Here is a 24,525-nt window from a genome sequence, read left to right as displayed (position 1 = left end):
GTATGGCCAAGCAAATCGGAACCTCTCTAACAGTGTTCATGGTTTCGGATTTGGCGGCTTCCCGCCGCTATTACAAGGACGTGCTGGGCTTCGACGTAACGGACTGGTGGGCGGTGCGGGACGGCTTGAACGGGCTCGCGCTAAAGCTTCACCAGGCTCCGGGCTCTTCCCCGGTAAATCCGAATTCGCCGGAGCCGGGCTCGGACATCGGCATAGATGTATATGCATATGTAGAGAATTGGACGGCATTGGATGAATTATTCCGTGAATTTAAGGCGAAGGGCGCGATCATTGCACGAGAACCTGTCGTCTACGCCGAGGGAGGCCCATGGAAGGAGTTTATCGTCGAGGATCCGGACGGTTATCATCTCGCCTTCGGCGGAATTGACGGCAGCAGAGCCCATTGCAGCATCTTCCCGCATATTAACTCGGTATTTTTATGGGTGAGGAATTTGGAGCGGGCAGTGGATACGTATGCAAAGCTGATGGGACTTGAAGTGAGAGAGCAGGACCGCTACGGTCATCTTCATCTGTTCCGTCTCGACAACGGATCCCATCTGATGCTCGATTCCAACGGGATGGAGAACCGGCCGGTGCAAGAGAACGGACCCGTCCTGATTAAGCTTGGCACCTCAGATATCGATCGAGCTTTCATAGAAGCACAGGAGCTCGGCTTCAAGCTGGTATATGGCATTGACCGATACCCGCATTTTTCTTATTTCAATATAAGGGATGAAGACGGCAACACGTTAATGGTCTGTCAGGATCATCCGGGAGATGCGGGGAAATGAAAGTTGAAATCGTGGTAAGGCCCGAAATGAAAGCGGCCGTGCTGCGTGTTCCGAGAGATGGAAGCCGCGTTCGGCAGGCATGGAAGGAAGTTGAAGAGCTGCTGAGCGGACACCCTGCCGTAGATGACGGCGAAAACGGCTTCGTCTTTATACCGGAATGGCAGTGGGCGACGGAAGTGACGACGCTGTGGGTCGGCATGAAGGTGAATACGTTCGAATCGCTTCCGGAAGGATTGGAGACGATCGAAATTCCGGCGAAGAGATTCGCCAAGGTTACGGTGAGAGGCGACCGCTCACGCATGGATGAAACATACGGTAATCTGTTCGATTGGTTCAGTAACGGGCCGTACGAGAGAGACGTGAGTGAGGGGTCATACGGGTATGAAATGAACCGGCTCCGGCCTGTCAATCCGTTCGATATCCCGGCGGATGAAATTGATTACTTTGATTTTGATATTTACGCTCCGATCAAGGAAGATGCGGCGGATAGCCTGCATCCTGCCTATCCGGGCATTATCGGCGCGGAAGTGCGCAAAGGGCGGAGCCGCAAAATGGTCGGAATCGAGGAGTATATCGACAGGAAGCTGACCACACCGGAGGAAGCCATTCCGCGTATGTGGCGGACCTTTATGCCGAGAATCGGCGAAATTTCCGGCCGCAGGAAGCAAAACGAGACTATTGGGTTCTATTGGTATGAGCCGCCGTTCGGGCCGGGGCAGGACTTTGTTTATTTTGCCGGTGTCGAGGTGGAGGAAGATTACGCGGCGCCTTTGCCGGAGGGAATGAGCGAAAGAACGATACCGGATCATGACTGTTTAGCCGTCACTTACCGGGGAAATATGAATGGCTACGTGCGGGTGTGGGATTATTTTCACGGAGTTTGGTTCCCTCAACAAACGGATTTCGACGCTGTACCCGATTACGAATTCGAGCGTTATGACGGGCGATTCCAGGGAACCGGCCATGCCGGCTCGGAATTCGAGCTTCATTTTCCCCTGCGGAAGCGGCAGCAGGACACAAGGCTGACGGACAAAATCGTGATCGACGAGAAAGGCGGCCATGTGCTGCAGGATTTGCGCGGCGAGCGCCTGCGGATGGTTAGCCTGCAAGGAGCGACTTTGCACGGAATCGATATGAGGGATGCGCGGCTTAGGCACGTCAACTTCGTCAATTCCGAATGGGAGCATATTTATTTCTCGAACGTCCGGCTCAATATGCTGCAAATGGGCGGAACAGTATTTGAGAACATTAAACGTCCGGACTTTGAAGAAAGCCGTTTCGACGTCGAACCGGGCACGGACGGCTGGGTTAACGTCGAGCCGGTCATTTTCAGGGACAGCGATTTACGCACGGCCCGGTTCGAAAATTGCGACCTCCGGGACGTGGACCTCAAGGGCTGCCGGATCGATGGCATGAAGATAGACGGAATACCCGTTTCCGAGCTTCTCGCTCGATTCCGCAATAACTAATTGCCGATCCCGCGATGGAAGCCGGGCTTCTTCTTAAGAGGGGCCCGGCCTTGTATTTCCCCAGCAATCTCATCTGTAAATGGATTTGATGCTGTTATTTATCCCGATCTTAAATTTTAAGCTGAAATAACTGGATTTGATGTATGTAAATCGATGAATTTAAGGCGAATCGGCTGAATGACTCACTTTTAATTACACGAAATCCAGTTATTTTAACCGCCTAAGAAGATGCGAAGCGAATACATACAAAAAGTCCAGTTATTCCTGCCGGCGGAAGGTAAATTCCATTAATTTTAAACGCCGTGAAACAAAGTTTGTTCTGCCGAAGCAAATCTTTGTATGCTATGATTCTCTTAAACAAGCTGGTATTATTTGTGTCTGCAGCCTGGAGGGAGAAACGGTAAAATGGGTTATGTCGATAACGTAACGAAAGAGCTTTACGGCTATCTTCCCGAATTAACCAAAAAGGACGATTTTGAGGAGTTTTGGATCCGTACGATTCGGCAAGCGAAGGAAGTGCCGCTGAATCCGGAACGAGTCGAGGTCGAATATCCAAGCAAGCACGTGAAGGTATACGCCATTTCGTATAATGGGATGGATGACACGAGAATTCACGGCTGGTATATTGTTCCGGCCTTTCTTAAGAAAGAGAAGTACCCATGTCTGATCCATTACCATGGCTTTAACGGAAGCCGGGGCGAGCCCTCCGGTTTCATGCATTGGGTTATGATGGGAATGGCGGTCCTGTCGGTAGATTGCCGCGATCAGGGAGGGCGTACGGGAAATCACGCAGCTTATACGCACGGCTTCATGAGAAGCGTCGCCAGCAAGGGTGTGCATGACAAACACGAATATTATTACCGCTACGCTTACATGGACAGTCTGAAGGCCATTGATTTTGCATGCGCCCAGGATGAGACGGATTCGGATAAAATGATTATCGAAGGCGGAAGCCAAGGCGGAGCGCTCGGGATGGCGGTGGCCGCGCTCGACAACCGGCCGGCGCTAGCGATGGTCGACGTGCCGAGCAACAGCAATCTGGTTGCCCGCGTTGAAGGGAACCATGGCGCTTATGCCAGCGTGGCCGAGTATTTAAAGAGGCATCCGGAGCAAACGGATCTGGTCATGGATAATTTGAGTTATTTTGACACGATGAATATGGCGGACAAGATTTCGTGTCCCGTGCTTGCATCCGTCGCTTTGAAGGATGAGGTATGCCCGGCGCAAATGTATTTTGCAACGTATAACCGGATCCCCGGCGAGAAACAAATTTACATTTATCCGTTTAACGGGCATGAAGGCGGAGGCTCCAGACATACGGAGGTTAAGCTTTCTTATTTGAACAGCAGCTTTTCGGAATGGTTTCAATAAAAATGTAATTTCCCTGTTTCAAACGGTCAAGAACGGGGTAATAAACCATAATTCAACCGTTAACGGCGGCATGGCGAATACGAAAAGCTCTAAGACAAGTTTTCTTCGAAAGCTTGTCTTCTGTTTGTGTCGGCGGATAAGCGGCAGCGAACGGTAAATGAAGGTGCCGCGGGATCGGATTGGTTTATGGGTTTAGCCGTATCGGCAATCATTATGTTAGAACAGGGCGGGGAGCAAACGATGAAGATAAAGACAAAGTTTATGATCGGCTACACCATCTTAATGACGGTCATGCTTATTCTAGCCGCAGCCGGCGTAACGAATTTGGCGGCGCAATCCGCTCAGCTGGAGAAGCTTCAGCGGGACAGATACGCAAAAATGCTGAAATCCTATGAAGTCAGAGGCAAAATCAATGAACTGGCGGAAGATATTTCGAGCGTATTGATCGAGCCAACGCAGGCCAATCTGGACAAGCATATGCCGATGATGACGGAAGCGGGCAAGACGGCTGCCGCGACGTTCGAAGAATTGAAAGCAGAATCCGAATCGGAAATCGAAGATCAGGTTTTGAACCGGTTGACGACCGCCGGCGATAAATATGTGGAATACGCTTCAAAGGCGATTGAGCTGATTAAGCAAGGCAAACCCGAAGAGGCGGTCGCTCTCCGGCAGGAAGTGGGAATGGGCTATCAGAAGGAGCTGCTGGACACCGCCAACCAAATGGCCGATTTTCACCGGAAAGCGATGGACCGCTCGATGGAGCAGTCGCTCGCCGATAATCGCGCAACGGTGATGATCATGAACATCGTTACGGCGATTGGCTTGTTAATCGGCATCGGGGCCATGCTGTGGAATATGCGAAGCCTGGGAGAAGGCCTGCAAAGTCTCTCGATTATGATCAAAGGATTTGCGCAGGGGACGATCGACGCCTCTGCCCGCATTAAGAATATACGGAAAGACGAGTTCGGGGATGTAGCGAAGGCGTTCAACGGCTTGGCGGAGGGTCTGGAGGAGAAGGCCGAACGCGAGCTTGTCTATAACACCCGTATCGAGGAAGATTCCTGGGTGAAGACGAACCTGACCCGGACGATACAAGAAATCCAGAATGTCAGCAGCCTGGATGGGCTAAGCAGAACTTTTATCCGCGGCATAACGCCGATCGTCGGGGCCCAGTTCGGAGCGCTTTATGTACGGGAAGGCCTTGGGGAGCAAAATCTGTTGAAGCTGCAAGGAGCGTTCGCCTTCGGGGAGGAAGCGGAGTTTGACAGGGTGTTTGCTTTCGGTCAGGGCTTGGTCGGTGAATGCGCGCAGGACGGCGAAGTTATCTCCGTTAACGATATCCCGGAAAACGACATCAAGGTACAAGCCGGCTTTGGCGAGATTGTTCCGCAATATTTGCTTCTCATTCCGGTCAAGTATCAAGCACAGCTGCTCGCCGTAATCGAGCTGGCGGCCATACGCCCGTACACGCCCCTCGAACGCAGATTGCTGGATTCAACGGCCGAGAGCCTGGGAATCGTCATTAACAATCTGTTCGGCCGGATGAAGGTGGAGGAGCTTCTGAGGGAATCCCAAGCCTTGAGCGAGGAGCTGCAGGCGCAATCCGAAGAGCTGCTTTCGCAGCAAAACGAGCTGAAGCAATCTAACGATAAACTTGAGGAGCATACGAGACAGCTGAAGAAGTCCGAGGAGCTTCTGCAAAGCCAGCAGGAGGAGCTGGAGCAAAGTAATGAGGAGCTGCTTCAGAAAACTCATATGCTGGAGCTGCAGATGAAGCAGACCGAGCAGAAAAACGAGCAAATCGAGAAGACGAAGGCCGCACTCGAGAAGCAGACCGTGCAGCTGGCGCTCTCCTCCAAATACAAATCGGAATTTTTGACGAACATGTCCCATGAGCTCCGGACGCCGCTTAACAGCCTACTCATTCTCTCGCAGATGCTGAAGGACAACAAGGAAGGCAACTTGACGGAAAAGCAGGTTGAATTCGCCGGAACCATTCATGCGTCTGGCAGCGATCTGCTTAAGCTCATCGATGAAATTCTCGATTTGTCCAAAATAAGCGCGGGCAAAATGAATGTGGTCACCGAGAACGTTCCGCTTGAAGATGTAGAGCAGTTTTGCCGCCGCAGCTTTTTGCCGGTCAGCTTGCAGAAGAACGTCCGATTCGAGACGAAGCTGGAGCCGGGCTTGCCGGAAGAAATTTATACCGACAGTCACCGCCTGAAGCAAATACTCAAAAATTTTCTGTCCAACGCCTTCAAATTCACCAAGCACGGCACGGTGACGCTGACGATCCGAAATGCGACTTTGGAGGAATCGGGTCCGATGGCGGAGTGGCCGGATTCGATGAACAAATATGTGGCATTCGAAGTGAAGGATACCGGTATCGGCATTCCGGCCGACAAGCAGCAGCTCATTTTCGAGGCGTTCCAGCAGGTGGACGGTACGACAAGCCGCGTATACGGCGGAACGGGCCTTGGGCTTGCGATCAGCCGCGAGCTGGCGGACCTGCTGGGCGGGGCGATCCGATTGACCAGCACCGAGGGCAGCGGAAGCACCTTCACCTTATATATGCCGGAGTTTCATGTATCAAGCGAGCAAGCTTCGCGCGAGCTGCATGACAATATTTTAAACGGTGCCTTCAAAGAGGTTGCCGTCTCCGAGCAGCAGCCTGACGTTCCGGAGGAGCAGCATGCCGCGATCTTGCCTCATCCTGTCATCGAGGATGACGCCCATAGCATCCAAGCCGGCGACAGGGTCGTGCTGATTATCGAGGACGACGTCAGCTTTGCCAAGGTGCTGCTCGATATCGCCAGGTCGCGCGGGTTCAAAGGCATCGTGGCGCTGCAAGGCGACAAAGGGCTTTCCTATGCGCGGACGTATCGTCCCGATGCGATTTTGCTGGATATCCAGCTGCCGGTCATCGACGGCTGGTCCATTTTGAACCAGCTGAAACATCATTCGGAGACGCGGCACATTCCGGTTCATGTCATATCCGTTCTGGACGATATCCAGGACGGCTTGTCCATGGGGGCCATTGCTTATTTGAAAAAGCCGATTGATAAAGACGGGCTGGACAAGGTTTTTACGCAGATCGAATCGTTCCTGGAGCGCAACTTAAAGCATCTGCTGATCGTTGAGGATGATGCGGCGCAGCGGAAGAGCATGATTGAGCTCATCGGGCATGACGATATTCTGATTACGGCGGTGTCAACCGGCAGAGAAACGATGGCGCTGCTTCGGGAGCAGCATTTTGACTGCATGGTGCTGGACTTGGGGCTTCCGGATATTTCCGGCTTCGAGCTGCTGGACGAGATCCGCAAAGAGGAGAGCATTCGGGATTTGCCGATCATTATTTATACGGCCCGCGACCTGGACGCGAAGGAAGAGCAGCGGCTTAAGAAGAACGTAGGCACGATCATCATCAAGGACGTAAAATCGCCGGAGCGGCTGCTGGATGAGACCACGCTGTTCCTGCACCGCGTCGAAGCCAATTTGCCGGATGACAAAAGAGATATGCTCCGTAAGCTGCACAGTGTCGAGTCGATCTTCGAAGGCAAGAACATCCTGATCGTGGACGACGACATCCGCAACGTGTTTGCTCTTTCAAGCGTTCTTGAGAGCTATAAAATGAATATCGCCTTCGCCGAAAACGGGAAAGAAGCGCTTGAGCAGCTTAGGAAAAATCCGAATACGGATTTAATATTAATGGATATCATGATGCCGGAAATGGACGGCTATGAAACGATGCGGGAAATTCGGCTCATGTCCGAATACAAGAAACTGCCGATCATAGCCGTGACTGCTAAAGCGATGAAGGACGACCGGGACAAATGCATCGAAGCGGGGGCATCCGACTATATCGCGAAGCCGGTGAACACCGAGCAGCTGCTGTCTTTAATGAGAGTGTGGTTATATAAATAACATGGATAACAAACATGAAGAACGGGAACGGATCGAGGTTGAGCTGCTGCTCGAGGCGGTATTTCGGATGTACGGCTACGATTTCCGCAACTATGCCTATTCGTCGGTACGCCGGCGGATCTGGCACCGGGTTCATTCAGAGAGGCTGTCGACCGTTTCGGGGTTAACGGAGCGGATCCTGCATGACCGGGGCTGTATGGACCGGCTGCTGGCCGACATGACGATCCATGTGACCGAGATGTTCAGAGATCCCGAGGTGTTTAAGTCATTCCGCGAAAAAGTCGTCCCCATTCTCCGGACATATCCTTTTATCCGGATCTGGCATGCCGGCTGCTCGACCGGGGAAGAGGTATACTCGATGGCTATCCTGCTGCAGGAGGAAGGGCTGTACGAGAAAACAAGAATCTACGCGACGGATACGAATGCGGAAGTATTGAAAATCGCGAAGGAAGGCGTATATCCGATCGACAAAATGAAGCAGTACACCCGCAATTACCTGGATTCGGGCGGGCGAGCCTCCTTCTCGCAGTATTATACGGCGAAATACGATTCGGTTATTTTTCAGTCCGAGCTGAAGCGGAACATCGTATTTGCCCAGCACAATCTGGTTACGGACAGCTCGTTTAACGAGTTTAACGTAATCTTTTGCCGGAACGTCATGATTTACTTCAACAAGCAGCTGCAGTATCACGTTCACGGCCTGCTGTACGACAGCTTGAGCATGTTCGGGCTGCTGGCGCTCGGAACAAAAGAATCGATTAATTTTACCAGGCATGCCGACGACTACGAGGAGCTGGACAATTTGAACCGTCTGTACCGCAAGGTGAAATAATGAAAAGGCAGGTGAATACAAAGGATGGAAACACCGGTCAACATTTTGCTGGTTGACGACAATCCGGACAATTTATTGGCTCTGGAAGCGGTATTGGACAACAAAAGCTATCAATTGGTCAAGTGCTTGTCCGGTGAGGAAGCGCTGCGAAGCCTGTTAAAGAACGAGTATGCCGTGATCGTCCTGGATGTTCAGATGCCGGGCATGGACGGCTTTGAAACCGCCAGGCTGATCAAATCCCGCGAGAAAACCAAGGAGATTCCGATCATCTTTGTATCCGCGACCCGAAATGAATCCCAGCATTTTTATACGGGTTATTCCGTAGGTGCGATCGATTATATGATTAAACCCTTTAATCCGCAAATTCTCCGGACAAAGATCGAAGGTTTTGTCAGCATGTATGTCAGCAATAAAAAACTGCAGCTGCAAACGGAGCTGCTTCATCAGAAGACCAGGGAACTGGAGAAGATGAACAAGGAGCTTTTGCGGACGGCCTATAAGCTGAGCAAGACGGAAGCACAAGCCAGAATCGTAAGGGAAACCTCCATCGATACGATGATTACCTTTGACCGGAACGGGATGATTCTGATGGCCAATCCCGCGCTTGAGCGAATGTTCGGTTACCGGGAGGAGGAGGTGGCGGGAAAGCCGATGTCCTTGCTCATTCCCGCTTTTACGGAAATCGATTATATGAGGGACGCCAGCGAACCGGAAACCGGAATGCTCGGCAGGCTGATCGAAGTCAGTCCGAGGCGCAAGGACGGCCGCTTATTTGAAGCGGAAATCCAGATCGGAACCGCAAAGGTGGATGACGAGCAAATCTATGCCTGCACCATCAGCGACATTACACAGCGTAAGCAGTATGAGAAGGAAATTGTCGCGGCCATGGAGGCGGCAGAGATCGCATCCCGCGCCAAATCGGAATTTTTGGCCATGGTCAGTCACGAAATCCGAACGCCGATGAACGGAGTGCTTGGGATGACAGCTTTGCTGTTGGAGACGGAGCTGACGGACGAGCAGACGGAATACGCGGATATTATTCAAAAGAGCGGTGACGCGTTATTATCGGTCATTAACGATATCTTGGACTATTCCAAAATCGAATCCGGCAAAATGGAGCTGGAGGAAGTTCCATTTCAAATGAAAACCTGCATCGAGGAAACGTTTGACCTGTTCACGATGAAATCGAAGCAGCAGAATTTGCGGATGAGCTACCGCGTCGATCCGTCTGTGCCGGAATTTTTGGAAGGGGACCTGACGAAGCTGCGGCAAGTGCTCATCAATTTAGTCGGCAATGCTGTGAAATTTACGAACGAGGGCGGCATCGATGTAGAAGTGGTGCTGGCGGCCGATTACGGCTCCTCCATTATGCTGGGCATATCCGTCAAGGATACGGGAATCGGCATTTCGAAGGAAAGCCTTCCGCTGTTGTTCCAGCCGTTCTCGCAATTGGATTCTTCGATGACGCGCAAGCATGGGGGGACCGGTCTCGGCCTTGCCATTTGCAAAAATCTGATCGAGCTGATGGGCGGCTCTATCCGCGTAGAAACGGATCAGGGACGCGGAACAACCTTCATGTTCACCATTCGCTTGAAACCCTACCCGCTGGTAGAGGAACAAGAGGCTGCCGCCCGCGAAGAGGTAATCGATGAAGGTTATGCCTTCGACATTGCCTTACCGGAGCTTCAGGAGGAAGCGGAGCTTCAGCAGGAGAAGCCGCTTCGTATTCTGGTCGCAGAAGATAATGAGATCAATCAACAGCTGTCGCTGCGTATGCTGGTGAAGCTCGGCTACCAGGCCGACATCGCTCAGGACGGCAGTCAGGCGCTGCAAATGGCCAAGGACAACCGATACGATCTGATCTTAATGGATATCCAGATGCCGGTGATGGACGGGCTCGAAGCGACGCGCCGTATTTTGGGGGAGCTTAGCGCAGGCGAAAAGCCGATTATTATCGCGATGACTGCGAATGTCCTGTCAGGTGAGCGAGAACGCTGCATCGAAGCCGGTATGACGGATTTTATAAGCAAGCCGATCCGGATGCACATTTTGAAAGAAATGATCGAGCGATACTGCTTGCGCATATGCGGGTTTCCGAAGCTCAACGTCCGTTAGGCTGTATGTTACAAAATAAGGCCGGTCCCGAGTCATCGTACATGACCCGAGGCCGGCCTTTTGCAGCTTGAATGCTTGTTGATTAAAAATCGAAATGGTCCGGGTCCGGACCGATCCGCAGATTACGATTCAGGCCGTCAATCCGCGCCATGTCTTCGGGAGTCAATTCAAAGCCGAATACGTCTGCGTTTTCGCGAATGCGGTGCTCTTTCGTCGATTTGGGAATCGTAACGATGCCGTGCTGCAAATCCCAGCGCAAAATAACCTGAGCGACCGTTCTGCCATGCTTAGCTGCAATTTCCTGAAGAAGAGGCTCATCCAGCAGCTGACCCTGCATAAGCGGCGACCACGCCTCGATCTGAATGCCCTGTTTCTTGCAGTAGTCCCGCAGCTCCTGCTGCGACAAGCGGGGATGCAGCTCAACCTGATTTACGGCAGGCTTCACCCGCGCATCCTCCATCAGGTCCTGCAGATGGTGGATCTGGAAGTTGCTCACCCCAATAGCCTTTACCTTGCCTTCCGCGTACAGCTTTTCGAGCGCTCTCCAGGCTTCTTTATATTTGCCCTGCACGGGCCAATGGACGAGATACAGGTCCAAATAATCAAGCCCTAGCTTGCCTAGGCTCGTCTCGAAAGCCGCCAGCGCTGCCTCATAGCCGAGATCCGCATTCCATACCTTCGATGTGATGAAAAGCTGCTCTCTCGCAAGGCCGGTTTCAAGCATAGCTTCCTTGATGCCCTGTCCGACGCCTTGCTCATTGGCATACACCGCTGCCGTATCAATGCTGCGATAGCCATGCTTGATCGCGGTTTTGACGGCGCGGACCAGCTCCTCGCCTTCCTCGACTTTGAACACGCCAAGGCCGAGCCAGGGCATTTGAATTCCGTTTGACAGATTTGCTGCGGATTGAAGTGAAGTTATCATAATCAGGATACCTCCCGAATCGCCGGTCTCACGGCGAATTCCTTATTTTTGTTGTCCAGCATACGGCTCCAGCCGGTTAATACGACCGCACCCGCTACCATAATCGCGCCGATCCACGGCGTATGAATCAGTCCGATCCGGTCGGCGATCTCACCGCCCAAGTAAGCGCCAATCGCGATGCCCGCATTAAAGGCGGAAATGTTAAAAGCGGAAGCCACGTCGACCGATTGCGGCGTAAAGCGTTCTGCCAGCGTGACGACATACACCTGTAAGCCCGGTACGTTCATAAAGGCGAATAAGCCCATAAGAATGACGGTGATCATTCCTGCCCATTTCGAAGAGGCCGTAAAGGTCAGAAGAAGCAAAACGGCGGCTTGAGCAGCGAACATATAGAACAAGGCGGCAATCGGCTTCCGGTTCGCCGCTTTTCCCCCAAGCACATTGCCGACTGCAATTGCGATGCCGTAAACGAGCAGGATCGCGGCGATCGACTCCTCCGAAAATCCGGTTATATCGTGCAGTAAAGGGGATAAATAGGTAAAGACAACAAACGTTCCTCCGTAACCGAGGGCTGTGATGGCAAAAGCAAGCAGCAGTCGTCCGTTCGTAATGACCTTCACCTGATCGCGAACGGATGTGGCTGCAGCTTTGCGCAAGCCCGCCGGAATCAATAGACCGTTAGCGATAAATGCGATAATACCAACGGCAACGATGACGATAAACGCGGCACGCCAGCCCAGCTGTTGGCCGATAAACGTTCCGATGGGTACCCCGGTTACCGTAGCTACGGTCAATCCGGAGAACATGACGGCAATTGCGCTCGCCCTGCGGTCCTCCGAAACAAGATCGGCCGCGATCGTCGATCCGATCGACATGAATATCCCGTGTGCAAGTGACGAGATGACGCGCGCCGCGAGCAGCATGCCGATTCCGCCCGCGGCGGCTGCCATGCCATTGCCCAGCATAAAGACGATCATAATCCAGAGCAGCAGCGTTTTGCGCGGTATACGAGACGTTAACGTCGTTAAAATCGGGGCGCCAAGCATAACGCCCAGGGCGTACAGGGTGACGGTCAGGCCTGCAGCCGTAACCGATATATGCAAATCATCCGCGATTAACGGGAGCAGCCCGACGCTGATGAATTCAGTCGTTCCGATTGCAAAGGCGCTAACGGCTAATGCGAGCAGCGCCATCGTGCTTCTTTTTTTGTCTCTATGCATTTCATTTTCCTCCTCCAGTATGGTGACTCCCGCCGGCAAATGTTATTATAGGCTTCTGATTCCGAAACGAATAGTACGTACTTTTAAGTAATGTAGGCACAAAAAAGTACCCATCAGAGGCTGTTTGCCTTGCAGGGGAGGAAAGGAAAAATCCCGATGAAGAAATACAATATTGCGGTTGAAGCGACGTTAGAGGTGATAGGCGGCAAGTGGAAATGCGTCATTCTCTGCCATTTGATGCACGGATCAAAAAGAACAAGCGAGCTGAAGCGGCTCATGCCCGGCATCACGCAAAAAATGCTCACGCAGCAGCTGCGTGAGATGGAGCAGCACGGCGTCGTCGAAAGAATCGTCTATAACCAGGTGCCGCCCAAAGTCGAATACCGGCTGAGCGAATTTGGAGACACCTTGCGGGTCATTTTGAATTCCCTGTGCTTATGGGGGGATCAGTATATTATCAAAGAATACGGCAGCAAACGCGCTGTATTGGAGGATAATGTTTTGAATGATTTGGAGGATCCGGCGGAGGATGAGATAGAAGAAACGGAACCGGTCATGGAGCCGGGCAAGTTTTAAGAACAGAAACAGTAGCAGGATGAGTAGCAGAACCAGGAGATAAACAGATTGCAAGGCATCTATCACAAAAGCAAGTCATTTCAGCATGCACTTTGTACATCAAAATTAGGTCACAAATGCGGAATCGCAGCCTTTGCTGTAATTAGTACAGCGGAATTCAAGAATATACGGTGATAAGCTTGGATATTTGGAGAATTATAAGAAATCAGCTGTACAAAATGCAGCGGAAGCTGCCGATACTACCCGCATGTCAGCTTTCTGCTGTATTTAGTACAGCAGGCGGGCAGGCAAGCAGCCCCTCACCGGATTTAACTCTTTAGGATGAAGAATAATTCCCTGCCTGATATCCCAATAATAAGCGCAGAAAGGATTCGTTCAGGAGGGAATACTTATATGACGTGGTTCGCAAAACGCTTCCTACCGCTGCTGCTCGTTGCGTTTCTCGCAGCATCCTGCGGCAGCAGACCGATGGAGCCGGAGCGGCGGCAAAATGCCCGGCAGGCTCCGAATTCGGAAATCAGTATCTATTCGCATGATGAAGCCGGCACGCCGGGAACCGTAACCGAAGGCTCCACGCCGCCTCTGGCGGGCGGCCCCGAGAAATTCGAACGTATGACTCATCTGGCCGACAACCGTGCCCTTGCCCGTAAGTATCCCGGCATCATCGTGCTTAACGCCACGGGGCTGTCGAACAAAATCGCGCTAACGTTTGACGACGGCCCGGACGAGCGGTTTACTCCGCAGGTGCTTGACGTACTGAAGAAGAATGGAGTGAAAGCGACCTTTTTTCTCATTGGCGCGCGCGTAGCCGGACATCCCGATGTTACACAGCGTATTCACAACGAAGGACATATTATCGGCAACCACACCTATTGGCATCCGAAGCTTTATAAGGAGAGCCTGGAGAGGATGAGGTGGGAAGCCAGCGAGACGGACAAGGTGATCCGCGACCTCGTCGGTTATTCGCCCAAGCTGCTGCGTTCTCCATACGGCGGCCTGAACGAGCAGAACGTCGAAGCGCTTGGGGAGATGAATTACAGCATCGTCGGCTGGTCGGTCGATTCTCTGGACTGGAAGCAGATTCCCGCCGAAGAAGTGAAAAAGAACGTGCTGACTACCGTTAAGCCCGGCTCCATCATTCTGATGCACAGCGGAGGCGACTGGAGACAGGACCTGTCGGGAATGGTTGCCGCGCTCGAAGACATTATTCCGGCGCTGAAAGCCCGCGGGCTTGAATTTGTGACCGTACCGCAGCTGCTTAATATTCCGCATAGCAAATAAGTTAGTACCATTAAAAAATTTTAAAAAAACGGGAAGAGCGGGCCTCAAAGCGGCGTGCCTTCCCGTTTTTCGCATTAAAATAGCCAGTTGCTTACAATTACCTCTAGTCGAAAAGGCCAATATGCTTTAATATGTATCTTAACATAAACTTCATATCACTATTTTCAGCTTTGAAAACGGCGAAGGCCGTTTTTATTTTTGTTTATGTTTAGTGCCGAGACTAGAGGAGTGAAAAAAGTTTTGGAGCTCACGACTAATTTCTACAAAAGATCGCCGTTTCTTCTTGTATTTATTTTGCTCATGTTAAAAATGGTCCTTTTCCGCCAATTTGTATTCCAGGGCGTACAGATCGACAGGCTGGTCGCGGATGCGGCCGCCGCTTTGGCGCTGCTATGCGTATTGGAGCTGATTACTTCCGCGAAGTGGAAGGGCATCGTCTTCGGAATATACAATACGCTGCTGTCGTTTCTGTTGTTCGCTTCCACCATATATTTCAGTTATTACGGGACCGTTCCTACCTATACCGCTTTGCACGGGCTTGATCAGGTTCCGCAAATCGGAGAGAGCGTAGGCTCGATTCTGCAGCCGACTTATTATTTGTTTTTCCTTGATCTGATCGTGCTGGCCGTCATTCATATCGCAACCCGGATCAGACGCGGCCGGAGCTCCGGCAGCAAGCGGGCGGCGAAGCCAATGTTCGTTGCAATAGCAGCCGTTGTCTGCGTAGCGGTATCCGGGGGCTACATCTGGAACGGAAGCTCGATCCCGAACGAAGTCGTGCAGGCTGAAAGCCTGGGCTTCCTGGATTATCAAGTAGCGGCTGCGATCAAAGCCAGCGAGCAGGGGAAGGCGATCAGGGACGGCAGCATCGAGCAGACCGCCCAGTTCACCGAGGATCTGCAGGCTTCATACTCCTATCAGGAGGGCGAGGCGGTTCCGGCGGGAACGCCGAATTATTTCGGAGCGGCCAAAGGCAAGAACGTTATCGTTCTGCAGCTGGAGGCGTTCCAGAATCTGGGCATCAATTTGTCCGTAGGCGGCCAGGAAATTACGCCGGTGCTTAACGATTTGATCGGCGAGAGCTTCTACTTCCCGCATTTCTTCCAGCAAATCGGGCAAGGCAATACGTCGGATGCCGAGTTTATGTCGAATACCTCGATTTATCCGACCGGTGTCATCGCGATGTCTACCGGCTACAGCGACCGCGAGCTGCCGAGCATGCCGCGCTTGCTGGCGCAGGACGGCTATGTGTCCAATACGTTCCATGTTAACGATGTGACGTTCTGGGACCGCAATCGCATGTATCCGGCGCTCGGGTTTACGAAATATTATGACAAACCTTCGTTCGTTAACGATAAATTTAACGGCTTCGGGGCTTCGGATATCGAAATGTACCGGGTCGGCCTGGAGAAGCTGACCGAATTGCACGAGAAGAACCAGCCGTTTTACGCTCAATTCGTAACGACTTCAAGCCACCATCCGTTCAAGGTGCCGGCCGATCAGCAGCGGATCAAGATGCCGGACAATCTGGCCGGTACGCAGCTCGGCAATTATTTAACTGCGCTGAACTACACGGATTATGCCATCGGCCAATTCATTGAAGGGCTGAAGGCGAAAGGAATCTGGGACGATACGGTGCTCGTGCTCTACGGCGACCACTTCGGCATGCAGTCCAAGGACAACGATCCGGCATGGGTCAGCGAGCAGCTTGGCATCAAGTACAACGACCGGATCAGCCGCTTTAACATTCCGTTCATCGTGCATGTGCCGGGTGTCGAAGGCAAAACGTTCGAGCATGTCGGCGGCCAGGTCGACATGATGCCTACGATCGCGAATCTGCTCGGCGTTTCGCTGAAGGAAAGAAACCACACCGTTTTTGGACAAGACCTGCTTAACGTAACCCGCAATGTCGTCGGGATGAGATATTATCTCCCTACAGGATCGTTCTTCAACAATGACATCCTGTTCGTGCCCGGAAAAGGGTTCGAGGACGGCACCGCGATCGATCTGAAAACGTTCGAGCCGGTAGCCGATTTCAGCAAGTACCGCGAGGATTACGATTATATTCTGGAGCTGATGAAGCTGTCCGACAGCTATGTGAGCCAGCTTCCGAAGCTATAACCCATCAAACCCGAAGGCCGGTCCTAACCGGCTTTCGGGTTTTTTTACGTCCGAAGAACGGCATCACCGTGCCCACTTACAAAAAGAAATTGACAGCCCCTTCCAACGGGGATTAAAATAGAATTATGCAAACGTTTTCATTCTCTTTTCTCAAATTGCGGCAATACAATGGCGCTGGAAAGGCGGTGTGAAAAAAAAGTTTGTCTTTATTTTGTCTTTTGTGCAAACGATTGCATTAAATCTTGGGAGGTTTAGAAGCATGAATTTTGCGTGGAGAAGGAATGGGAAGAGGCTTCTGTCGCTCATGCTGGCTATTGTGCTGGCTTTGACGGCTGCGGGCATTATGCCGGCCGTACCGGCTGCCAATGCCGCATCACCGGAGAAGGTCGTGCTTGTCGGTACTCTCCAGTCGGCTCTCGGGCATAGCGGCGACTGGGATCCGGCGGCCGAAACGACGGAGATGGACAGCTTGGGCAACGGCTATTACAGCTTTACGGGCCGGCTGCCCGCGGGAACGTATGAATACAAGATCGCCATCGGCGGCAGCTGGGACGAAAGCTACGGCTTCGGAAGCTACTCTAACCCGGGCGGAGAACAATCGGGCGAAAATATTAAGCTGACTTTAGGAACCGATTCGGATGTAACCTTTTATTATAATCATATGACCCATAAAATAGCTGACTCGACTTATTACGAGCCGATTGCCGCCGGCAAGCAGCCGAGAATCGCGGGAGATGTGCAGACGGCGCTTGGGGAAGCGGGCAACTGGCGGCCTGATTTATCGCGGGCGATGCTGGAGGATGCGGATTTCGACAACTTATACACGCTGACGAAGGAGGTGCCTGAGGGAACTTACAGCTTCAAGGTTGTATTGGGAACTTCATGGGAGGATGCCGCAGCTTACCCTGCGGAGAACAAAGCTCTCGTGCTGCCCGAGGCGCTTCCGGTCACGTTCAAATATGATGCAGAAACTCATGAGGTTTTGGCGGACTTTACCGTGCTGGCCGATCCGGCCGAGGATCCGGTGCCGGCGGGCCACCTGCGCGTGCATTACAGCCGGGCGGACGGCCAGTACGACAATCAAGGCTTATGGCTGTGGGACAACGTCGCGTCCCCGTCGGGCAATTGGCCGTCGGGAGCGGTGCCGTTCCCGTCCGGCAATAGGGATGCCTACGGCGCATATGCGGATATTCCGCTTGCGGATCAAGCAAGCAAGGTGAGCTTTCTAGTAGTGGACCGGGTGAGCGGAGCGAAAGACGGCGGGGATAAATCGGTTGCGCTGACATCGCCGTTATTGAACGAAGTATGGATCCGGGACGGCTCCAATGCGGTTTCGACTTATGAGCCGGCGGACATTCCGGCCGGCACGGTCCGCATTCATTACACGAGAGACGATAACGGGTATGCGCCGTTCGGGGTATGGACCTGGGACGGGGCGGCCACGCCTTCCGACGGCAGCAAGTGGCCGGCGGACGCCCTTCCTTTCCGGGAGGAACACACAGACAGATATGGAGCTTACGTCGACGTTCCGCTTAAGGACGGGGCCAAAAAATTAGCTTTCCTGATCGTGAACCGGACGACCGGCGTCAAGGACGGCGGCGACAAAGCGTTTTCGCTGCTCGACCGCTATAATCGGCTCTGGATCAGGCAGGGGGATGACAAGGTCTATATTTCGCCTTACGGCGAAATGGCGACCGGTCTGGTTTCGGCGGAAATTTTGTCGGAATCGAAGCTTCTGCTGGGCTTTACGCTGACGGACGGCCTGGATGAAGCGGCTTTGGCGGAGGAAATCGGCATTACGGATATCAACGGCAATGCCGTTGCCGTCAACAAAGTGACGATTAAAAACGCAGCGGCGGCAGAGGTGGAGGCGAGCCTCAATCTTGAGCATGCGCCCTTTGCCGTTACCTATTCCGGCAGGACGGTGCAGGCGGACACGGGCTGGAGAATGCTTGATGAAATGTATGCATACGACGGGGACGATCTTGGCGCAGTTTACGATGCGGCTTCTGGAAGCGCTGCGCTTAAGCTTTGGGCTCCGAAGGCTACGGAGGTGAAGGTGAGGCTTTACGATAAGAACGATTCTGCGCGGCCGGTCGGAAGCGCGGAGCTCAGTAAAGGCGAGCGGGGCGTCTGGTCGGTCACGCTCGCTCCGGGCGAAGAGGAACTTTCCGGCGTAACCGATCTGCTGGGGTATTTTTATCAGTATGAGGTGACGCATAACGGGGTGATGAAAAAGGTACTCGACCCTTATGCCAAGTCGATGGCCCCTTTCCGGGTCAATACGAAGGGAGAAGCGGGGCCGGACGGCGATACGGTCGGCAAGGCGGCAATCGTCGATTTGAGCGGAACGAGCCCGAAAGGCTTTGATTTTGCCAAGATAGACGGATACAGCCAGAGAGAGGATGCGATCATCTGGGAGGCGCATATCCGCGATTTGACGGCCGACCCGGCGATTGAAAAGGATTTGGGCGAGGACGTAAGGTGGGGGACTTACAGCGCTTTTTCCAAGAAGCTTGACTACATGAAATCGCTTGGCGTCACCCATATTCAGCTTCTCCCGGTTATGGCCTGGTATTTTGGCGACGAGCTTGCCATGGACGAACGAACACTGGCGTACTCCGCCAAGGATAACGAGTATAACTGGGGTTATGACCCGCATGGGTATTTCTCGCCGGACGGGGCTTATTCTAGTAATCCGGCAGATCCGCACCTGAGGATCAAGGAATTAAAAGGGCTAATCGATGCGATTCATCAAAAAGGGATGGGCGTCGTGCTCGACGTCGTCTACACGCATATGGCGAAGGCCAGTTTGCTGAACGATATCGTGCCGGGCTATTACGCGTTCCAGAAGCCGGACGGCACCTTTATCGGGGGCTTCGGCAACAACCTGGCGACGAACCGCATCATGGCGGAGAAGTTGATGGTTGACTCCGTTAAATACTGGTTCGAGGAATACAAAATCGACGGCATGCGCTTTGATATGATGGGCGACGCAACCTACGAGGCGGTGCAGCATGCGTATGACGCGGCGGCGGCCGTCAATCCGAACGCTCTCTTCATCGGCGAAGGGTGGAGAACGTTCGGGGGCCAGCTTTCCGATCCCGCCCTTGAAGGGATGGGCGCCGATCAGGACTGGATGGACGCGACGGACGACGTCGGCGTGTTCTCCGACGAATTCCGCAACGAGCTGAAATCGGGCTACGGCTCCGAGGGAGAGCCGCGCTTCATTACGGGCGGCGCAAGAAGCATTCAGACGATCTTTAACAACATTAAAGCGCAGCCTGCCAACACGCCGGCCGACGATCCGGGCGATATGGTGCAGTACATCGAAGCGCATGACAATTTGCCCCTGTACGACGTCATTGCGCAGTCGATCAAAAAAGATCCGGAACTTCCGGCAGGCGATCTTGAGATTCACAAGCGCATCAGGCTGGGCAACCTGCTCCTTCTGACCTCTCAGGGGACTGCGTTTTTACAGGCGGGCCAGGAGTACGGCCGCACGAAGCAGTGGCTCGCGGAAGGGACGCCGGAGCAGAAGTTCCATGAGTTTAAGGATGAAGACGGCAATCCGTTTACGCATCCGTATTTTATACACGATTCTTACGATTCCTCCGATGCGGTTAACATGTTCGATTGGTCGAAGGCGACCGACGCGGCGCGTTATCCGGTCAATTACGAGACGAAGGAATATACGGCCGGCCTGATCAAGCTCAGAAGGCATACCGACGCCTTCCGCTTGGGCGACAAGGAGCTGGTGGATTCCAATGTCACCCTCATTAACGCCCCTCAAATCAAGGCGGAGGATCTGGTAATCGGCTACAAAAGCAAGGCGACGGACGGCACCGGCCAATATTACGTATTCGTCAATGCGGACAACGAGAAGAGGACGCTGACGCTGAACGAGGATTTGACGGGCGGAGACGTGCTCGTGGATAACGACGAAGCGGGCGTAAAACCTGTCAAAGTCAAATCCGGCTTTGTATTGACGAACACCGCCATTACGCTCGATCCGCTGACGGCCGTCGTGATCCGGATGAAGGCGGCCGCACCGAAGCTGAAATTGCTTCAGCTGGACAGCGGCAAATATTCGCTTGTTGCGGGTTCATCGCATAAGACGGACGTATACGCGGTCTATGATGACGGCAGCAGAAGAAAAGTAACGGCCAATGCCGTTTACGCTACGGATGACGCAGCGGCAGCCGCGGTATCGGCCTCCGGCCTTGTAACGGCGGTCGCTCCCGGCAAAGCGGTTATTACGGCGACATTCGGCGGCATGACGGCAAGCGCAGATGTAACGGTAACCGAGCGGCGTTATGTGCAGCTGAATTACATCCGGCCGGACCGGGATTATACGGACTGGAATTTGTGGGTGTGGAATACCGGCGTGAGAAACGATCAGATTTTGTTCGATAAAGTGGAGAACGGAATTGCGACGGTCATGCTGGAAATTGCGCCGGAGACGACCGGTGTCGGCTTCGTCCTCCGCAAGGGCACGAATTGGGAGACGGCGAAGCAGGATTACCCGGATGACCGGATCATTCCGGTTGCTCCGGGGGCTGTTTTTACGAAGGTGAACGTGACCAGCATGGTGCGCGAGCTTGATATCGTGCCTGATGTCAACGGTCCGCTGCTGCAGGACGGCAGCCTGACCTTCCTATACCGCGACGATGCGCTGTTCAGGGCGGGCCAAATGGAGAGCATTGACGGCGTGAAGGTGAAGATCGGCGGCGTCAGCCGGGATATGCTTTACGATATGCGGAGAGAATGGTTTGCTTATACGGTAAGCGATTTGAAAGAGGGCACCTACGAGTACACGTTCCTGGTCGACAGGGACGGGACGGTAACGGAGACGCCTGATCCGAAAAATTCCGTGGACGGCAAATCGGTCGTCGTCTACAAGAAGCCTAAGGCAGTCATCAAAAGCTCCGTCGAGCCTGCCTCGATCTCGTATAACGAAAGCGCGGTCGTGTCGGTGAAAGCTTCGTTCTCCGAGGATACGGCGCTGCGGGAAGGCTACATGGATTTAACGTCCCTGGGCGGCCCGGCGAAGGTGCCGTTCGATACGGAGCTGATGCAGCAGTCCGTTTCCGTGAAGGATTCCGTTACGGCCGGAGCGAAGAGCGTGCCGGTGACGCTGGTGGACGAATACGGCAACAAGCATACCCATAACGCCTCCGTGAATATAAAAGCCAGAATTTCCGCAGGCAGCCTTGATTTCGACTGGGACGAAGCGCGCATTTATTTTGCGCTGACCGACCGGTTCGCGGACGGCGACGCGGCGAATAACGAAGACGTCGATAAAAGCCATCCGGAGGCGTATCACGGCGGCGACTTCGAAGGCTTGATCGGCAAGCTCGATTATTTGCAGGAGCTTGGCATTAACACGCTGTGGATCACTCCGATTGTAGACAATATCGATTTTAATGTGGGAGCGGGCTTCACCCAATACGGCTATCACGGCTACTGGGCGAAGGATTTTACGAAGCTTGACGAGCATTTGGGCGATATGGAGACGTTTAAGGAACTGATCGAGAAAGCGCATGACCGCGGCATCAAGATTATGGTTGACGTCGTGCTTAACCACACGGGCTACGGGCTGAAGCCGGCGGATAACCGGCCTGAGGTGACGGAGCAGGATAAAGCGCGATTCGAAGGCATGCTTCGTACAGACGGCGTATCCGCGGATACGAATCCGGTAGAGGGCGAGCTTTCGGGGCTTCCGGATTTCCGGACCGAGGATCCGGCCGTCCGTGAGCAGATCGTGGAGTGGCAGGCCGGCTGGCTGGAGCGCGCCCGGACAAAGCGCGGCGACACGATTGACTATTTCCGCGTGGATACCGTAAAGCATGTGGAGAGCTCGACCTGGGTCGCCTTCAAAAATGCATTGACCGAAATCAATCCGGACTTCAAGCTGATCGGCGAATACTTCGGGGCGACGGCCGACAGCGACGGCGGCACGCTGCGAAGCGGCCAGATGGACGGCTTGCTGGATTTCGGCTTTAAGGACCGGGCTCTGGCTTTCGCGAATGGCAGCATTGATGCGGTTGACGCTTATCTGGCCGAACGCGAGGCTAAGCTGGACAATGCGGCTACGATGGGGCAGTTTCTGAGCAGCCATGACGAAAACGGCTTCCTGTCGCATTATGCGGACGGGGATGAAGGCAAGCTGAAGGTCGCTGCCGCGCTGCAAATTACGGCCAAGGGCCAGCCGGTTATTTATTACGGCGAAGAGCTCGGACGTTCCGGCGCGAATGCGGGCGATATGAGCGCAGGGGAGTTCAGCGAGAACCGCGGCGATATGCCTTGGGACCGGCTGGATGAGGAGCGGTCGCTGCACGGCCACTACCGGAAGCTGCTGAACATCCGCGCAAAATATTCCAAGGTGTACTCGAAGGGTACACGCACGAAGATTGGAGGCTCCGATGCTCTGGGTTACTTGGCTTTTAACAAGCAATACGGAGGCGTGAATGTTGTGACTGTCATTAATACGGCGGCAGCGGGAATAGCCGTTACCGTGGACGTTCCGTTCGCGGCGGGCACGAAACTGCTGGATGAATACAGCGGCAAAAGCTATACGGTGACGCAAGAGCGGCAGGTGACGTTTGATCTGCCGGGCAGGGATGACGGCGGGACGGTTATTTTGGCGGCAGTTCCTTCGCCGGATTCTTCAGAGGCGGAACAGCCGCAGACGGCGGGCGATGCGTGGATCGTGAGCGCGGCCTCGCTGCAGGGCGGGAATGACGGCAAAGCGGCGGTTTCGCTTCCGGCCGGCAAAACGTCGGCACTGCTTCCGATGGAGGCAGCCGATCTGCTTGCAGGCAACGACCTCGAGCTGCAGGCAGGCGGGCTGTCCGTTACTCTGCCTCATGAGCTGCTTGGCAAGCTGCAGAAAATGGTCTTGGACGGCGGTGGAGCGGGAATGGGCATTTTGCTCGAGGCGAGACCGCTGCCGGCCGCTCAGTCCGGCGCGCTGCTGAACGGGCTGCAGACGGAGCAGGCCGCCTGGAGAGCGGCTTCCGATATCTATTCTTTCAGGCTGAGCATTGTAACGGCAGGCGGCGGATCGGTGCCGGTGCCGACCTTCGAAGAGCCGGTCGTGCTGACCTTTAAGCTGAATGCCGACGCCGATCGTACGTTAACCGGCATCTATTACGTGAGCGAAGACGGCGCGCCCGAATATGTCCGCGGGAAGCAGGACGGGGATCGGATCAGCGCGGAGGTGTACCATTTCAGCAGCTACGCCGCGCTTGAATTGGACCGGACGTTCGCGGACGTGCCGGCCGGCCACTGGGCTTATGCCGCCGTCAAGGCTTTGGCGGCTAAGCATATCGCGATCGGGCGGAGCGGGGCCCGCTTCGAGCCCGAAGAAGGCGTGACCCGCGCCGAATTCGCGGCGATGCTCGTTCGGATGCTTGGCGCGAAGGCGGGGGGCGCCGTGGGCAGTGCGGGAGCAGGCTCCGCGGAGGCAGGAGCGGGCGCTGTGCGCTTTACCGACGTCAACGAGGACGCCTGGTACGCCGCTTACGTCGCCTCTGCGGTTGCGCTCGGCATCGTCAAGGGGCGGAGCGCGGTGAAGTTTGCGCCGCACGAGAAGGTCACCCGAGAGGAGATGGCGGTCATGCTCGTTCGCGCTTTGGCGGCGAAGAACGGCTCAGACGCCGTCCGGGATGACGGTGCCGTTCCGGCCTCCGGCGCAGGCGCGGACTTTACGGACAGCGGGCAGATCAGCGCATGGGCGCAGGACGCCGTGAGCTTTGGCGCGGAGCAGGGGCTCCTGCGCGGACGGCCGGACGGCAGCTTTGCGCCAAAGGCGGGCATGACCCGCGCGGAAAGCGCTCAGGTTATATTTAATCTGATGAATAAGCAATAACGTTAAAAAATCCCTTGGCCTTGCTGC

General features: G+C 54.0%; 12 protein-coding genes. 10 read left to right on the top strand and 2 right to left on the bottom strand.

Annotation, left to right across the window (positions count from 1 at the left end):
- Positions 1-2 precede the first annotated feature (2 nt).
- The 6 genes from KP806_RS17570 (at position 3) to KP806_RS17545 (ending at position 10,502) form a co-directional block, all read left to right on the top strand.
- Positions 3-791, top strand: coding sequence for a VOC family protein (locus KP806_RS17570; RefSeq protein WP_224725029.1), 789 nt, complete (start codon positions 3-5; stop codon positions 789-791).
- Positions 788-2,260 (top strand): effector binding domain-containing protein, encoded by a 1,473-nt coding sequence (locus KP806_RS17565; protein WP_224725028.1) that lies wholly within the window; start codon positions 788-790, stop codon positions 2,258-2,260. The genes KP806_RS17570 and KP806_RS17565 overlap by 4 nt, the downstream gene beginning before the upstream one ends.
- A gap of 405 nt (positions 2,261-2,665) precedes the next feature.
- Complete coding sequence (locus tag KP806_RS17560) at positions 2,666-3,631, top strand: acetylxylan esterase (protein WP_224725027.1); 966 nt, start codon at positions 2,666-2,668, stop codon at positions 3,629-3,631.
- A gap of 240 nt (positions 3,632-3,871) precedes the next feature.
- On the top strand, positions 3,872-7,555 hold the full coding sequence (locus KP806_RS17555) for a response regulator (RefSeq protein ID WP_224725026.1): 3,684 nt from the start codon (positions 3,872-3,874) through the stop codon (positions 7,553-7,555).
- A 1-nt stretch (position 7,556) separates the two neighbouring features.
- Positions 7,557-8,387 (top strand): CheR family methyltransferase, encoded by an 831-nt coding sequence (locus tag KP806_RS17550; RefSeq protein ID WP_224725025.1) that lies wholly within the window; start codon positions 7,557-7,559, stop codon positions 8,385-8,387.
- Positions 8,388-8,411: 24 nt separating this feature from the next.
- Positions 8,412-10,502: a response regulator gene (locus KP806_RS17545; protein WP_224725024.1), complete on the top strand. Its 2,091-nt coding sequence runs from the start codon at positions 8,412-8,414 to the stop codon at positions 10,500-10,502.
- A gap of 82 nt (positions 10,503-10,584) precedes the next feature.
- Here the strand turns inward: KP806_RS17545 and KP806_RS17540 are convergent, their stop codons facing one another.
- Positions 10,585-11,427 (bottom strand): aldo/keto reductase, encoded by an 843-nt coding sequence (locus tag KP806_RS17540; protein WP_224725023.1) that lies wholly within the window; start codon positions 11,425-11,427, stop codon positions 10,585-10,587.
- Positions 11,428-11,429: 2 nt separating this feature from the next.
- Positions 11,430-12,647, bottom strand: coding sequence for an MFS transporter (locus tag KP806_RS17535; protein WP_224725022.1), 1,218 nt, complete (start codon positions 12,645-12,647; stop codon positions 11,430-11,432).
- A gap of 156 nt (positions 12,648-12,803) precedes the next feature.
- Between KP806_RS17535 and KP806_RS17530 the strand changes: the two genes are divergently transcribed.
- The 4 genes from KP806_RS17530 to KP806_RS17515 all read left to right on the top strand — a co-directional run bounded on the left by KP806_RS17530 (position 12,804) and on the right by KP806_RS17515 (position 24,498).
- Entirely contained in the window at positions 12,804-13,223 is a 420-nt protein-coding gene (locus tag KP806_RS17530; protein WP_224725020.1) for a winged helix-turn-helix transcriptional regulator, read from the top strand.
- Between the two features lie 393 nt (positions 13,224-13,616).
- Complete coding sequence (locus KP806_RS17525; RefSeq protein WP_224725019.1) at positions 13,617-14,504, top strand: polysaccharide deacetylase family protein; 888 nt, start codon at positions 13,617-13,619, stop codon at positions 14,502-14,504.
- A 240-nt stretch (positions 14,505-14,744) separates the two neighbouring features.
- A complete protein-coding gene (locus KP806_RS17520) occupies positions 14,745-16,625 on the top strand; it encodes an LTA synthase family protein (RefSeq protein WP_318153672.1) in 1,881 nt (626 codons plus the stop codon).
- 259 nt (positions 16,626-16,884) lie between these two features.
- Positions 16,885-24,498, top strand: coding sequence for a pullulanase (locus tag KP806_RS17515; protein ID WP_224725018.1), 7,614 nt, complete (start codon positions 16,885-16,887; stop codon positions 24,496-24,498).
- Positions 24,499-24,525 lie beyond the last annotated feature (27 nt).

Source organism: Paenibacillus vietnamensis (assembly GCF_020169515.1).
Taxonomy (GTDB): domain Bacteria; phylum Bacillota; class Bacilli; order Paenibacillales; family Paenibacillaceae; genus Pristimantibacillus; species Pristimantibacillus vietnamensis.
This window is presented reverse-complemented; position numbering and strand designations above follow the sequence as displayed.